The sequence below is a fragment of the Verrucomicrobiota bacterium genome, from assembly GCA_037139415.1.
GTDB lineage: Bacteria > Verrucomicrobiota > Verrucomicrobiia > Limisphaerales > Fontisphaeraceae > JBAXGN01.
In genome coordinates this window covers 1-13,986 of sequence record JBAXGN010000204.1, presented here as the reverse complement: position 1 = coordinate 13,986, position 13,986 = coordinate 1, and the positions used below count along the sequence as shown (strand labels likewise).

The window sequence follows — 13,986 nt, the reverse complement described above, 5'->3', positions numbered from 1 at the left end:
ACCTCAAACTCCAAATCGCCGCTTGAACAAAGTTACTCTCCGGTCACACACCCAATACGCCATTCCTTCGCACAATAGCCTGGACTGCTGGCAAAGTATGTGCCTGTGGCCGGTACGACAAGAAGAATATCGGCCATCGCAGTGTTCAGACATTTGTTAACTTCAAGGTTGACTCAGTTAAACCGACGAATACATTGGGCAAAATATATTTTACCACAGTCGAAGCGAAAAACATGAATGCCACCAAATCCAATTCCGAAGTGAGTCGCTTTTTTAAAAAAATCCTCAAATCCCACCCGCGATGTGTTGATCCCTGTTTTATGACAGGAATGGCCTGTGTGAGCACAGATGAAATTGAAAAGAACCGGAAAGCTGGCAAACACAAAACCACCCTCACAGGCTTCATGGTAATGCCTTTTCAGCCAAAGTTAACAGTGTTCTTCTACAACATCTTGAAGCCATTCATTGAGAAGAACTACCACAACAAGCAGCAGAGAGTCATTTTATCAAGATCCGATGTGCCACAGAAAACCGGCACAGTAGTGTGCCAGGGAATTTGCCGCAAAATCCAGGAAGCCGATTTTGTGATAGCCGATGTGTCGTGCCCCAATGAGAACGTTTTCTATGAATTGGGGTTGGCATATGGTATGGGGCAATCACTTATTTTGGTTGGCCACAACAAACGTCCGTTCGCGCAATCCGTCGCCAAGTACTTGGGTTGTCCCCTTTATCTTTACGCAGATCTCGATCCTCTTTTGCTCAGCAGTGATGCCAAAAAAGGCTTCTCCGGCTCAGCTCTTGCATGGTCAAGCGGGGTCACCTCGCCCATTAGGCACGAAACGGGAACGTCGATCGGTTTTGTAGAAATCCTCAAACACTCAGTGTTCGGATCCGAAAACGATAAAAACCTCGGTTTGCCTCACGATCCAGAAAGTACACCTCTCTTTACTGAGGGCGATATAGAGCTCGATTTCACGACTCACGTCAAATCTGACATTGGTCTGGCGATAGCTGATCTCTCAGAAGACAAGGACCTGAAGCGATCCGTTGGTAACCAGATTCAAAGAATTGAACAGATTAAGAAAAAAATCGCAAAGAGAGAATGTCAAATTGCGAATAATCAATCGTTTAAGGCATTCAAAGCCGCCGTCGATAATGCTTACTTGCTGATAGTCCGAACCGGCAAAGACTGTCATCCGATGGCCTATTTTTGGCTCGGCTACGGGCATGCGCGTGGCCAAAATGTTATCCCCATCACCCAACTTGTGGTAAGCAAAACCACTGGCGAGGAGGGGATTCAGGACTTGGCGTTTGACATCCGCGCACAAAGGCATATGACTTTCAGTCATAGGAAACCGGAACAACTGCAAGGTGAACTTTCGAAAGTGATGAGAGACACAATCGTAAAGGATTTTACCGTATGGTCTCGGAAGCATTTTTGGGACAAGTTTTTGGGGAACCGTGGCGAGGTGTCCATAATTACAGGAGCGCTGCACGTCGCCAACCCGGTTCGAGAGATGGTCGGCGATTGGGATTTGCGCGCCGCTTCAGAACTGGCGGCATACCTAAGCAACCAGCAGTATCGCCCCCGAATCGAGACGCCGATTTACCAACCTGAATTCGTCAGACTTGACCCGATTGATTACATTAAAAGCATCCATAACGATCTGAAACTTGGTCAAAAGAATTGTGTCGTTATCGCGTCTCCCGATGTAAATCCTCTCACTGAAATTATTTTTGGCAAATGCTACGGCGTGCCAGATAAAGATCTGTTCAAGCGGCCCAGTAATCTCGCTGGGTTTGTAAAAAAATATAGCAATGCTGTAATCGTGCGAAAGCGCCAATTTCGGGATGGGAATCCCCCAGAAGGAGGTAAACGTTCTGCGATTGCAAGGGCATTTTACGTAGATGATGAAACCTACGACCAAACCGAGAACAAGGAAGAACGCGGAGTTATCGGTGGGTGGATCGGCTCTCATAAAATAGAGTCTGTCCGCAAAACGGAAATCCTGCTTCCATACAAAAGCCAACAGGAACTTGATGGGAGACAGGATTTTGATGTTTACGGTCATATCCTTATCGCCAGAAATCCTTTCACACCGCCGGACGCAGAGAGACGGTACGTCATTGTATTAAACGGGGTTAGTGGCCCTGCAACTTTTGCGATGACGCATGTGCTAACTGGGGGAGTAAATGACGACTTTACATTATACAGCGAAAGAAAATTCGACGCGAAAAGCATGACAGAGGAAATATTGAACAAAGTGCTAAGTCAGTGGAATAATGTCGAGGAGGAAGGGAAAAAGGGATTGCAATGTATAATCCGTGTCAGCGTCGCAAAAAGAGCAGTACATACCAACGCCAGCCCGATCTTTGACTGGCGGCTAATCGCTGGCTGGAAATGTGGTGGTGAAAAAATTGTGTCGTTCTAAACATGTGTCGCAGCATAGTTCCGCCGCGAGCGTTCGCCCCAATACCGGAAAGAACGACAAACGTTAAGCAAAATACCTGATCGATCGGCCCCAAACAGCTTTCCCGGGACCTCCTGAGACAATAGCTGGGCTAAAGCCGAGTGCTCGCCCTTGCTTTGGCGTCTTTCGTTCTTCATGCAGGCCATCGCCGTCGCCGGGGTCGTTCATGGCATTGTCCGCCAAATCGACCTGGAATGCCGGGACATCGAGTTATTAACTACTGCACTCACTCGGACCTATGAGCCGCCGTCAGTAACCCCTCGGATAGCTTTGAATGTGGTGTCTCCTTGATTACTGTTTACTGGTCACTTATCACTTGTCCCTGCCGTACCTGTCAGCTCTTAGCTCTCAACTATTCCATCGCGCATCCACAATCTCAGTTTCTTTTAACCCCTAGTCCGGGGAGGCCATCCGCTTCCGCCTGGTGTATTGGATGGCGGAAGCTCTCCGCGCCCCATTCCACCGAGCGGTCAGGATGAGGCTCAAACGCGCAGGGTTTTGGGTCGCGGGCGAGGCGCATAGCCCTTAACCCGCCACGGATATCGCCGTTGCTGCCATCATTGGCGCTGCTTCGCCCTTGTGCTCAAGGCCCTCTTTTGGGCCATCCGCAGGCCCCTGGAAATTCACCTGCACCACCGCCGGCTTGATAATTTGCTGCGGATTCTGCTGCCACGTCTTCTCCCAGTCATCCAGCGATGGGATGGTAACCTCCGCATGCTTCGAGTACGCATGATGTACCGCCTTGGAATTATGCCCCAGGGCCTGCTGCGCGAACCGCTCCGGGTATCCGCACTTCAATGCCCGTTCCGCCCACGCGTACCGATACGAATGCAGCGTCACCCCTTTGATCTTTAGCCCCATACACCGTTGCCGGAACTCCGAGGCCCGATCCCCTGGCCGCACCGTCCGCAGATACGGGAACAACGCTCCCGACTGCGGCCGCCGCTTCAAAATCTCCGCCACCTCTTTCCCGAACCGGATCAGCGCCGGGTTGACGCTGGTCCCGCGCGATTTCAACTTCTTGCGCGAATAACAAAGAGTGTGCTGATTCCAATCCACATCCTCCGCCATTAGGAATGCGGCATCCGATTGATCGTGATCACCTGTTGACGGATGAAATCATGATTGAATCGGTTCGGGACTCGGCTGGGAAACTGCTGCGGCCGCTGTTTGACCAGGTGTGGAATGGGTGTGGGTGGCCGACATCCGTGAACTATGACAAGAATGGGGAATGGAAGGCGCACCAATAGCGGATTTAACCGCGAAAGGACGCTAAATACGCGAAAATGGGACTAATGGGAGCAATGAGACGGATGCGAAGAAAAAACGAAAGGCAACTAAATGAATAAAGGCGACATTCAAATCGTAATCAGTAGCTTAGCACAAATCGAACAGAATAACGTGGGTGAGCGAATTGCCACACAATACAAGAATAAGGAACTCACAACAATTTATTGGCAGGACATTTCAGCGGCGGAATTCCCAGGGCTAGTCGCAAGGGCAGTGGTTCAATTGCGAGCAGCCATGGAAAGCAAGGATGCTAGGTTCTACCCCAACATTTTTCCGTGCGAAGTTGGATCTTACCAGAATCGGAATGTGGTAAATATTATACAACAATTTCTAAATCAAATTAAGGCAAATGATTGGGCCAATAGCATTACTTTATTGATGATTTTAATAGATTACCAAATTTTTTGTGGCTTCTGGGATAAATCTGAGAGAAAACTGCATGGTGCCGATGAAATTCGAGGTCAGGAATTAATTACAGAGATTGAAACGCGAAAATTACAGGTTTCCGCCCTATCTGATGAAGTAAAACAGGCGCTATCAGGATTACAAGATGCGCTTGGCAGCATCCGAGGAACGAGAGATGAGGTAAGTCAAATACTGGGTAAAGTACGGAAGGATAGCGAAGAGGTTGCAAATACGGCCAACCAAGCAGCCGGGCGTGATGGGAAACTAATGGAAATTGTTAAGACCCAAGAAAACCATAAAATTGCCACGGAAAAACAACTCATGGAAATCAACTCAAGGAATGAAGAATTAAAAAACAATCAAAATCAGGTAAAAGAACAATTGGACAAAAGCGAAAAAGCCTACCTGTGGATCAAGGAAAAAGAGGCGGTGGTGAATGAGCTGGCTGGTACGGCCGCAGCGGGTATTCTGGGGCAGAAGTTTGAGGAACGAAAAAACGCTCTCAAACCCTCCGTTGACATGTGGATGAAAGGAGTTGTGCTAGCCTTTATAGCCTCCAGTATTTGGATCACAGTTTCCTTCTCTTACCTCAGAAAAGACGGGGGTGACATTTGGCATACATTAATTATGAATTTCGGGCTTTTGCTGCCAGCGGTTTTTGCGACCGGCTGGACCATTCGTCAATATGCCAGGGAACGACAATACCAAGAAGAGTATGCCTTTCGCTCTTCGGTCGCCATGACTTTGAGTGCATTTGCTGATCGGTTGCAAGGCGTACAAGACTCCAGAGCGGAGTTGATAAGAACCACAGTTGAGCGGCTATATCAGATGCCGATTGATTTGACGATAAAGCCAAGGAGTTCGTTCTTTGGACGAACCAAACCTTTGGAGGAACTTACAAAGGTGATTGTCGAAGCTATCAAGGAAACAAGGGGCAAATCATGAACGTTCCACATCTTCAGGTCCGATTGCGGCAACCGCTTACAGGGTTGCGGGGGTTGTGGGGAACGGGTAAGGGTAGGTCTGCCCGCCCTGGCTGCCCGCAGACCAACCGCTGGGCTGGGTTCCGTTATCCCGTTGGGATATCTAGGAAACGGCAAAATGCTGAAGGCTGAAGTATGAACCCGAAAATGTATGCCGCGAAAGAGCACACACGACGCCGAGAAACAGGATAACACATGAACACCCCATCATTTCAGGAAGACCATATTTCGCAAGTGCCGGCGCTTCAGTTGTTGCAGAACCTGGGGTACACGTATCTGCGGCCGCAAGAGGTGGTTTTCCAGCGGAAGGGACGGTTCTCGAACGTGCTGTTGGAAGGCATCCTGACGGAGCAACTGCGGAAGCTGAACCGGATCACCTACCGGGGCGGGCAACATGAGTTCACGGATGCGAATATCCTGAGCGCCATGCAGGCGCTCAAGGACATCCCGTTTGATGGGCTGGTGCGGACCAGCGAGAAAATTTATGACTTGCTGTGCCTGGGGAAGGCGCTGGAACAGACGATTGAGGTGACGCGAACACCGGGCGGGACGCCCGGTGAACCGGCAGGCGCGGACGCCCGCCCCACTATTACCGACACCAAGAGTTTCACGGTGCAATATGTGGATTGGCGCAACCCGGCCAATAACGTGTTCCATGTGACGGAAGAATTTGAGATGGAGCGCACCGGGAGCAACCAGCTTTGCCGCCCGGACCTGGTGCTGTTCGTGAATGGCATCCCGTTTGCGGTGATTGAGTGCAAGCGGCCGGACATCAAAGAACCGCTGGAACAGGCCGTTTCGCAAAACATCCGCAACCAGGGGGAAGATTACATCCCGAAACTGTTCACCTTCACGCAACTGGTGATGGGGGTGACCAAGAATGAGGCCAGCTTTGGCACGACGGGGACGGGGGCAAAGTTCTGGTCCCGCTGGCGGGAACTGCGGGACGGCAGGCCGGCGGACATCACGGCGGAAGTGGCGGCGGTGGTGAACAAGCCGCTGGGAAAGGCGCAAAAGGACAAGCTGTTTGCCGACCGGTTTGGGTATGTGCGGGGGTATTTCGATGAACTGGAGGCCGAAGGCCGCCAAGTGACGGAACAGGACAAGGCCATTTACTGCGTGTGCCGCCCGGAGCGGCTGCTGGACCTGGCGTGGCGGTTCGTGGTGTTTGACGCCGGGGAGAAGAAGATTGCGCGGTACCAGCAATTCTTTGCGGTGAAGAACATCGTTGCCCGCGTGCGAGACATCGAGCGGAGCGGGCGGCGGCGGGGCGGCGTGGTATGGCATACGCAAGGCTCGGGCAAGTCGTTGACGATGGTGATGCTGGCCAAGTCCCTGGCGCTGGAGCCGGGCATCCTGAATCCCATGATCGTGCTGGTGACGGACCGGGTGGACCTGGATGACCAAATTTGGAAGACCTTCCACCAGTGCGGCAAGGAGCCGACGCAAGCGCAGACGGGGAAACACCTGGCCCAACTGGTGAGCGAGGGCAAGGAAAGCGTGATTACGACGGTGATTGACAAGTTTGCGGCGGCGATCACCGGGGGCGACCTGAAAAACGAATCGGCCAATATCTTTGTGCTGGTGGATGAAAGCCACCGCAGCGTGTATGGCGAGACCGGGGCGAAAATGGAAAAGGTGCTGCCGAACGCCTGCTTTATCGGGTTCACGGGCACGCCGCTGATGAAGCTGGAAAAGAACACCGCCCGAAAGTTTGGCGGACTGATCGAACCGGCGTACACGATTGACCAGGCGGTGAAGGACAAGGCGGTGGTGCCCCTGCTCTACGAGGGGCGGCTGGTGCTGCAACAAGTGGACCAAGGGGCCATTGACAAGTGGTTTGCCGTGGTGACCAAGCCGCTATCGGACGCGCAACGGGCGGACCTGAAACGGAAGTTCTCCACCACGGAACAACTGAACAAGGCGGAACGGAAGATTTACGAGGCGGCGTTTGACATCAGCGAACACTACAGCCAGGCGTGGAAAAAGACGGGGTTCAAAGCGCAACTGGCGGCACCGTCGAAAAAAGTGGCGCTGAAATACAAGCAGTTCCTGGATGAGTTCGGGAAGGTGACTTGCGACGTGGTGATCAGCGCGCCGGACACCCGCGAGGAAAACGAGACGGTGGACGAGGTGGACAGCGAGGAGGTGCGGGCCTTCTGGAAAAAGATGATGGCGAAGTACGGGGGCGAAAAGGAATACCTCAAGCAAATCGTCAACGGGTTCAAACACGGGCCGGACCCGGAAATATTGATCGTGGTGAGCAAGCTGCTGACCGGGTTTGACGCGCCGCGAAACACGGTGCTGTATGTGTGCCGGTCCCTGGTGGAGCACAACCTGCTGCAGGCCATTGCGCGGGTGAATCGCCTCTATGACGGCAAGGACTTTGGCTATATCATTGACTACTTTGGGGTGCTCCAAGAACTGGGCGAGGCCATGGACGTGTACGGGCATCTGCCGGATTTCGAGGCGAAGGACCTGGAAGGCACGGTGATGAACGTGGCCAGCGAGGTGGCGAGCCTGCCGCAAAAGCACTCGGAACTGTGGGACGTGTTCAAGCGGGTGAAGAACCGGTTGGATGAAGAGGAATACGAGACGCTGCTGGCGGATGAGGAATTGCGGGGGCGGTTCTATGAAAAGCTGTGCGCGTACCACCGGACGTTGGGCATTGCGCTCTCAACCATGGAGTTCCTGCGGGACACGCCGGAGAAGAAACAGGAGCGGTACAAGAAGGACCTGGCGTTTTTCCTGAAACTGCGGGCGTCCGTGAAAAAACGTTACGCGGAAGAGATTGATTTCAAGGAGTACGAAAAGAAGGTGCAAAAGCTGGTGGACACGCATGTGAAGGCGGAAGGCATCCAGCAAATCACGGAACAGGTGAACATCTTTGAGCGGGAAGCGTTTGAAGCGGAAGTGGAAAAACTGAAAACGACGGCGTCCAAGGCGGACACGATTGCCCACCGGACGCAAAAGACGATCACGGAAAAGATGGATGAGGACCCGGTGTTTTACCGGAAGTTCTCGAAGGTGCTCCAAGAGTCCATTGACGCCTACCGGCAGAAGCGGATTGATGAGGTGGAATACCTAAACCGGGCGACCGCCACGATGAACGCGGTGCTGAGCCGCACGGGGGACAGCCTGCCGGCGGCGCTCCAGGGGCGCGAGGCGGCCAAGGCGTTTTACGGGGTGGTGAATGAAGTGTGCGACGGGATGGAGATGAATGAGGAGGCAGCGCCATACGGAGGAAGCAGCCCGATGGCGGATCTGGCGGTGGAAATTGACGAGGCGGTCCAGAAAAAGCTCGTGGTGGATTGGCGGTCAAACCCGGATGTGCAAAACGAAATGCGCAATGCCATTGATGACCTGTTGTATGAGGCAAGGGCCAAGAAAGGAGTGCCGCTCACGGTTCAGGATATGGATGTGATTATCGAGCGGGTGTTGGATATTGCCAAAGTGCGGTACGCGAAATGAAGCGAGCCGCACGGGATAACGACTAACACCATGGAAAAATACAATTTCAACCGCGGATGACACGGATGGCACAGATAAAGACAGCGCCGGAGGGCGAACAGCTTGAGGTGATGGCCGGGAGCGAACGGATCGGTTTCCGGCTGCGACGATCGAGCCGGGGGACGCTGGCGATCACGGTGAAGCCGGACACCGCCGTGGTGGTGACGGCTCCGGCCGGGGCGGACGTGGAGGCGGTGAAGGCCAAGGTCCGCAAGCGGGCCAACTGGATACGGCAACAGCGGCGTTTTTTTGAGCGGTACCTGCCGCCGGTGCCACCGCGCCGGTATGTGAGCGGTGAGACCCACCGCTACTTCGGGCGACAGTACCGGCTGAAAATCTCTGAGGGGCCGGGCGAGACGGTGAAACTTAAGGGCCAGTTCATTTATGTGGAAACCGCCCGGCAAGTAGAGCACGACCGGGTACGGAACCTCGTGGAAGCCTGGTATGTGGAACATGCCCGGATGGCGTTTGCCCGGAGCCTGACGGCGTGCCTGCCCCGGCTACACGGGCGGGTGAGCGAGCCCCCCCGGCTGCACCTGCGGCGGATGCCCAAGCGGTGGGGAAGTTGGACCCGGCGGGGAGCCATCTATCTCAATCCCGAACTTGTGCGGGCACCCGGCACCTGTATCGACTATGTGGTGACACATGAACTCTGCCACCTGGTGCATGGGCACCATGGCAGGGAGTTTTTTGCCCTGCTGCGAAGAAGCATGCCGGACTGGGAAACCAGAAAGGCGCGATTGGAAAGAAGCATGGGGGGATAGGGACCGAAAGGCTGAAGGCTAAAGGCGCTAATAACGCGAATGGGGACCGCATGGACCATATTGACCACATGGACATTGCAAATTGCAGCAGAGGGTTTTGGAATTGGCTGGAATAGTATGGCCGGGGGGCTTAGGGTGCGTTGCATTATGGCAATGAGCCGGCGCTTCATCTGCGGAAATTGCGGGAAGACCATCGAACCTTGGGACGATGGGAATCCGTATTATATCACGGCTTCGGGTGAGAAAAAGTACGCTTACCATCCCAATGATGACCTGGTGTCCAAGTGCATTGGGAATGACAGCCCGCACTTGTGCCTCGGGTGCGGGCACGAATTCATGGTGGATTCACGCGCGCCAATTCAGGCCTGCCCAAAATGCAGCGCGAAGGATATTGCCGACACCTGGGAGCTGGACGGGAGACAATGCCCGTTTTGCCAGGCCGGTAAGTTCGCCATGGACCCGGATCATTTTGCGATTTCTTAAAGCGGGGAAATGGGGGGACTGAACCGCGAAAAATGCGAAAGGGAAAAAACAAGGACGACAAGGACCACAAGGACGACAAAGGTAAGCGAGCAAAAAAAGCCCCGGCGAGGGCCGGGGGATGCGGGTCACTGGGCGGGGGCGGGGGCCGCGGACTTGATGATGCCTCTGATGAAACGGTGGGCCAACTGCTCGGCGGTCTCCAGACTGCGGCAGGGATAGGTGCGGACGGTCTTTTGATCCGTGAGGGTGACGACGTAGAGGATGACGCCCTTGGCCGGATTGCGGGGAGCAATGGTGACGCTGGGGGCGGCGAGGTTTTGTTCGGGGGTGGTGATGGTGGTGTTCATAGTTTTTTTTAATGTTGCGGGCTCTTCGCCCTGCACCGAACCAGCCCGCGCGCCGGGGCGGCCGGTGGGAGTGATCTTCAGAGGGTACCACCTGCGTTGGCCCCCCGGCGGTTAGCGGGCCGGTAAGGGCGAAGGGTACGGAACCGGGCTATGAACACTCAACACGCCCGAACGAATCGCCGCAGCCCAGGGGAATGCGACCCGCATGGGTAAGGGCGGAAAATCCGAAGACCGAAACCCGAACACCGAAATCCGAAAAAGAATGCCGCACCGGGGGCAGGCTGGAGATCCGCAGTTGGCCCAGTAATCAGTAAGCAGTCATCAAGTCATCAGTGAACTGTGGCCAGCGCCCGCCCAGTGACCGGGGCCGGCCGAGCTGGGGCGACCTACGTCGAGCGGGATGGAGATTGTGCAGACAAATGGTGTGGCCAATGGATTAGTACAATATTTTTCTGCTACTCCGAGCCGAGGATAACATCGCCGCCAAACCGAAGCATGAAACGAGCGACGTCGCAGCCTGCCACAATTCCAACATCTACACCCTTTGCAGCAACCTTATCACGCAATTTGTCGATTGCTTCTGTGAGTTGTTCCGTTGGTGCCCCCGTGGTTACCAACAGGCCCGCCGTCGCCCCGTACTTTTCTATCGCAGTTTCCAGCTGGTCTACGGCTACAGTTTCCCAGTGATGGTCTTCATACGATTTCACCTGAACGACTAGAACTCCGTCTCGCTCAAGGCCTGGCAAGGGAAGGCCGATCTTATATTCGACGATCACGTCTGCCCCGTAGTCAGTGCCATATCTTGATCCATTCACCTTAACTGCACTGACGGAAGGTATCCGTTGAAATATCTGTGCGACAAGGTCCTCCAGGTGTTTTCGAAGATGGGTTTTATGAATGCAAGAAGTGATTTCCTGTAAATGCGTATCGAATTGTTGCCGCAAATAGGATAGCTGTTTTGTTACGCCATCATCTACCGAAACTTTATTTCCCTTGAGATTTTCAATGCTCTGAAGAAACTCTTCTTTGGCATGAATACGCCAATGTCGCCCTCGCAATTTGAGTTTTTGCTCAATGATGGGAAGCACGTTAGGAGATGTCCTATCAAACGGAATTACCGTTGCTGGGTCGACAGGTATGTAATGACGGAAATCACCGAAAGGCACCTCAGTAGCGAATTCGTAAGTTCCTGTCACTCGTGCTGCCACACAGCGGCCATAGCTTGGTACATTGATATGAACAATCCAGTCACCCGGATTGATGCGTAAGAGAAAATTGGATTTCTTAAAACAATCAGTTTCCTCTGGACTTAGCTCAGCCCAAGGACGGGGCTCAAGTTGCCGTAGATCAGCGGTAGGCACATAGCTCCATCCAAAGTGCGAGCGCCCTTTCAACACTGACTCATAAACAAAAGATATATTCTCATCATTGGGCTTGTTAAAAGCCCAGATCGTCATATTCGGAAAATTTTCAGCAAGCATGGTTATAGGTGATATGTGTAAAAATAAAATGACGCAAGAATATTGCGAATATATTTTAAAAACATGAATGAGGATCAGTTAACTGGGATATTCATAAACAAGTACCGAAAATGGGAGATGGCACGCATGGAAGTCCAGAGGGCGAATGCCCTTTGGTGGGTCGAGGGCGAAGCCCCGGTTTCGAAAAGCGATGGAGTCCAGAGGGCGTAAGCCCTCTGGCGCGGGCATGGGCCGGCGCGAGGCCCAGAAAAATGGAGAGCCGGTGCAGGGCGGCTAACCCTGCCGGGGCCGGGCAGAGCCCGGCAGCACGGCGGTGCGCCGAGGTCCGGCCACGGCTGGCAGTGATTGCCGCGCAACCGCAAGGCGGTGTGGCCGGCCCCGGCAAGAGTCAAAAGAGCGTGGCTTGAATTTGCACGCGACGCGGGGCGTCGTCGGCAAAGACCAGGCCCGCGCCAAAGCCAAGGGCAAGACGAGCGGCTTCGAGGGTGTTGCCGCTGGTGGTGACGTTGTCCACGAAATAGGTCTGGCGCAGCGTCAGCATTTTTCTGGTACGGGCCAAGTGATGGGCCTCGGGTGGGAGCGGGCCAAGCGCCAGTTTGCGGCGGGCGCATTGGGATTGAATGGGCGCCGTGCGGCAGATGGCGCAGACCACCTGGGCGCCAGCGGCACGGGCGTTCGCATGGCGTGCAATCATATCGGCCAAGCGGGTGTTGGCCGTGGTGCCACCGCGGCTGTCGGGGATCGGCACCAGCCAGCAGGGACCGGAGATGAGCGCTGCCATTTCGCCAGCAGCGGTGTCAAAGTCGCCGTTCGGGCTGGCCAGCGTTTTGATGGCATAGGCGAGACGGCGTGTCTCGGCGGCTTCGGGAGTCAACGGGCCGTTGCGCGGGGTGTGGTATATACGGGCGGCAAGGATTTGCATAAGGGTGGGTGGGGTCAGGGTTTGGGGAACAGGTCGTGGCGCTTGAAATGTTTGGCGGCGAGCCAAGCGGCGGAACGGTAGGCCAGGTACATGCCAAATGAGGTGGCCTCGTTCGGGTTGGCCTTGAATTTGGTGCGCTCCTTGGCGGCACGGTTGGCGAAGTGGCGCACGAGTTGGACCGCTTCGCGGGATTGGACGCGGGCGAGGTGGTGGCGTGGGGTTTTCATAGTGGGTAAAGGTTCCCCCCTCTCCGGAATGGAGAGGAGGGAACGGGTAAGGGTTAAGCCAGGGCTGGGTTTTGCGTGCAGGGCAGACTAATATTGGGGGCGGCAGTGATGATGCCCGTGCGCGAAATAGCGGATGTGTCGTTTACATCCGCCGCGCCCGGGCATGATCACGCCGCCGGGGGGTGCTTCTTGCCAGTCTCCCGTTGACTCGTAGCTGGAATGGAACGAAATGTAGCGTCGCGTGTAGCTTATGCGTCGCGAAATGGAGTGGAATGTAGGCGAAGAGTCTGCGGGAGTCTGGCCCTCCAATGGGGGTGGAGCAAGGCTCGCGAGAAGGGGCTGGCGTCCGACAAGGGAGGACGCCGTTACTGCCCCGCCGAAGTGAGGCTTGCGACACCAGGGGAAAACGTCAATGGGGCGTGGGGGCACGCGAATCCTCTGCGGGCTGCGTCGGCGAGCCGTAACGGAACGCCAGTGGAGTGAAGGCCCGCCGGTGGCCACGGAGTGTGTCAAAGCAGGCGCAGACTGATTTCGGCGTTGCCCGTGCGCGAAACAGCGGACGTTTACGTCCGCCGCGCACGAGCACGCCGCCGGAGGAAAACGCCCCGCCAGGCCAGGCTCCCGTGCTCCCGCAGACGGAATGGCACGCAGCGACGCTTGCGTCGCAAGTGACATGGAGGCGAGGACGGCGCTGACTGATCGTGGTCCCTCTCCCGGTTCGCTTCGGTTGGTTGGTGATTTGTGGTGATTCGCTTAAAAATAGGCGGTTAAGCGGTGCTGGCGCTGAAGCTTGCGTAAGCGCCACTTGAGATGAGCTGTGTTGGCAAACGGACAGAATTGGAGTACCTACACAGCGAGCCTTCGGCTGCACCGCGTCGCTAGGAAACGCACTTACCGTATGATGTGGGTTCAAAAGGCCGCTTCAGCGGCCACGGCAAATCAACCGCGTAGCGGGAAACTTTGGCCTTCTTCCCTGGCTGACAGCGCGCATAAAACAATAGAACGACGGGAACGATTAAACAGCGCAGAACGTATAATGCTGAGAACAACCCTTATATGTTCCCTGCGATGAATTTGATCACAAGCGTCATGATTGTCCGGCA

Annotated in this window: 9 protein-coding genes and 1 pseudogene; 5 read left to right on the top strand and 5 right to left on the bottom strand. The window is 54.8% G+C overall.

The genetic code is table 11. The annotated features are described in order from the left end of the window. The first annotated feature begins 233 nt into the window (after positions 1 to 233). A complete protein-coding gene (locus WCO56_25215) occupies positions 234 to 2,432 on the top strand; it encodes a hypothetical protein (protein ID MEI7732896.1) in 2,199 nt (732 codons plus the stop codon). Positions 2,433 to 2,996: 564 nt separating this feature from the next. On the opposite strand, the pseudogene WCO56_25210 reads toward WCO56_25215, so the two are convergent. Further along, a pseudogene (locus WCO56_25210) lies at positions 2,997 to 3,548 on the bottom strand (tyrosine-type recombinase/integrase). A gap of 264 nt (positions 3,549 to 3,812) precedes the next feature. Here WCO56_25210 and WCO56_25205 point away from each other — a divergent pair. The 4 genes from WCO56_25205 (at position 3,813) to WCO56_25190 (ending at position 9,906) form a co-directional block, all read left to right on the top strand. Beyond that, positions 3,813 to 5,111, top strand: coding sequence for a hypothetical protein (locus WCO56_25205; GenBank protein MEI7732895.1), 1,299 nt, complete (start codon positions 3,813 to 3,815; stop codon positions 5,109 to 5,111). Between the two features lie 233 nt (positions 5,112 to 5,344). Beyond that, complete coding sequence (locus WCO56_25200; protein MEI7732894.1) at positions 5,345 to 8,620, top strand: HsdR family type I site-specific deoxyribonuclease; 3,276 nt, start codon at positions 5,345 to 5,347, stop codon at positions 8,618 to 8,620. A 65-nt stretch (positions 8,621 to 8,685) separates the two neighbouring features. Continuing rightward, positions 8,686 to 9,423: a SprT family zinc-dependent metalloprotease gene (locus WCO56_25195; GenBank protein ID MEI7732893.1), complete on the top strand. Its 738-nt coding sequence runs from the start codon at positions 8,686 to 8,688 to the stop codon at positions 9,421 to 9,423. A 147-nt stretch (positions 9,424 to 9,570) separates the two neighbouring features. Beyond that, a complete protein-coding gene (locus tag WCO56_25190) occupies positions 9,571 to 9,906 on the top strand; it encodes a hypothetical protein (GenBank protein ID MEI7732892.1) in 336 nt (111 codons plus the stop codon). 125 nt (positions 9,907 to 10,031) lie between these two features. Here WCO56_25190 and WCO56_25185 read toward each other — a convergent pair whose 3' ends face one another. The 4 genes from WCO56_25185 to WCO56_25170 form a co-directional block, all read right to left on the bottom strand. Next, on the bottom strand, positions 10,032 to 10,253 hold the full coding sequence (locus WCO56_25185) for a hypothetical protein (GenBank protein MEI7732891.1): 222 nt from the start codon (positions 10,251 to 10,253) through the stop codon (positions 10,032 to 10,034). 455 nt (positions 10,254 to 10,708) lie between these two features. After that, complete coding sequence (locus tag WCO56_25180; GenBank protein ID MEI7732890.1) at positions 10,709 to 11,734, bottom strand: restriction endonuclease; 1,026 nt, start codon at positions 11,732 to 11,734, stop codon at positions 10,709 to 10,711. A 388-nt stretch (positions 11,735 to 12,122) separates the two neighbouring features. Further along, positions 12,123 to 12,656: a hypothetical protein gene (locus WCO56_25175; protein MEI7732889.1), complete on the bottom strand. Its 534-nt coding sequence runs from the start codon at positions 12,654 to 12,656 to the stop codon at positions 12,123 to 12,125. A 14-nt stretch (positions 12,657 to 12,670) separates the two neighbouring features. Further along, positions 12,671 to 12,883 (bottom strand): hypothetical protein, encoded by a 213-nt coding sequence (locus tag WCO56_25170; protein ID MEI7732888.1) that lies wholly within the window; start codon positions 12,881 to 12,883, stop codon positions 12,671 to 12,673. Positions 12,884 to 13,986 lie beyond the last annotated feature (1,103 nt).

Bases quoted from the DNA above. Each gene is read 5' to 3' on its own strand.
- WCO56_25175 (MEI7732889.1), bottom strand. From the start codon at position 12,656: ATGCAAATCCTTGCCGCCCGTATATACCACACCCCGCGCAACGGCCCG.
- WCO56_25205 (MEI7732895.1), top strand. From the start codon at position 3,813: ATGAATAAAGGCGACATTCAAATCGTAATCAGTAGCTTAGCACAAATC.
- WCO56_25170 (MEI7732888.1), bottom strand. From the start codon at position 12,883: ATGAAAACCCCACGCCACCACCTCGCCCGCGTCCAATCCCGCGAAGCG.
- WCO56_25180 (MEI7732890.1), bottom strand. From the start codon at position 11,734: ATGCTTGCTGAAAATTTTCCGAATATGACGATCTGGGCTTTTAACAAG.
- WCO56_25215 (MEI7732896.1), top strand. From the start codon at position 234: ATGAATGCCACCAAATCCAATTCCGAAGTGAGTCGCTTTTTTAAAAAA.
- WCO56_25185 (MEI7732891.1), bottom strand. From the start codon at position 10,253: ATGAACACCACCATCACCACCCCCGAACAAAACCTCGCCGCCCCCAGC.
- WCO56_25200 (MEI7732894.1), top strand. From the start codon at position 5,345: ATGAACACCCCATCATTTCAGGAAGACCATATTTCGCAAGTGCCGGCG.
- WCO56_25195 (MEI7732893.1), top strand. From the start codon at position 8,686: ATGGCACAGATAAAGACAGCGCCGGAGGGCGAACAGCTTGAGGTGATG.
- WCO56_25190 (MEI7732892.1), top strand. From the start codon at position 9,571: ATGGCAATGAGCCGGCGCTTCATCTGCGGAAATTGCGGGAAGACCATC.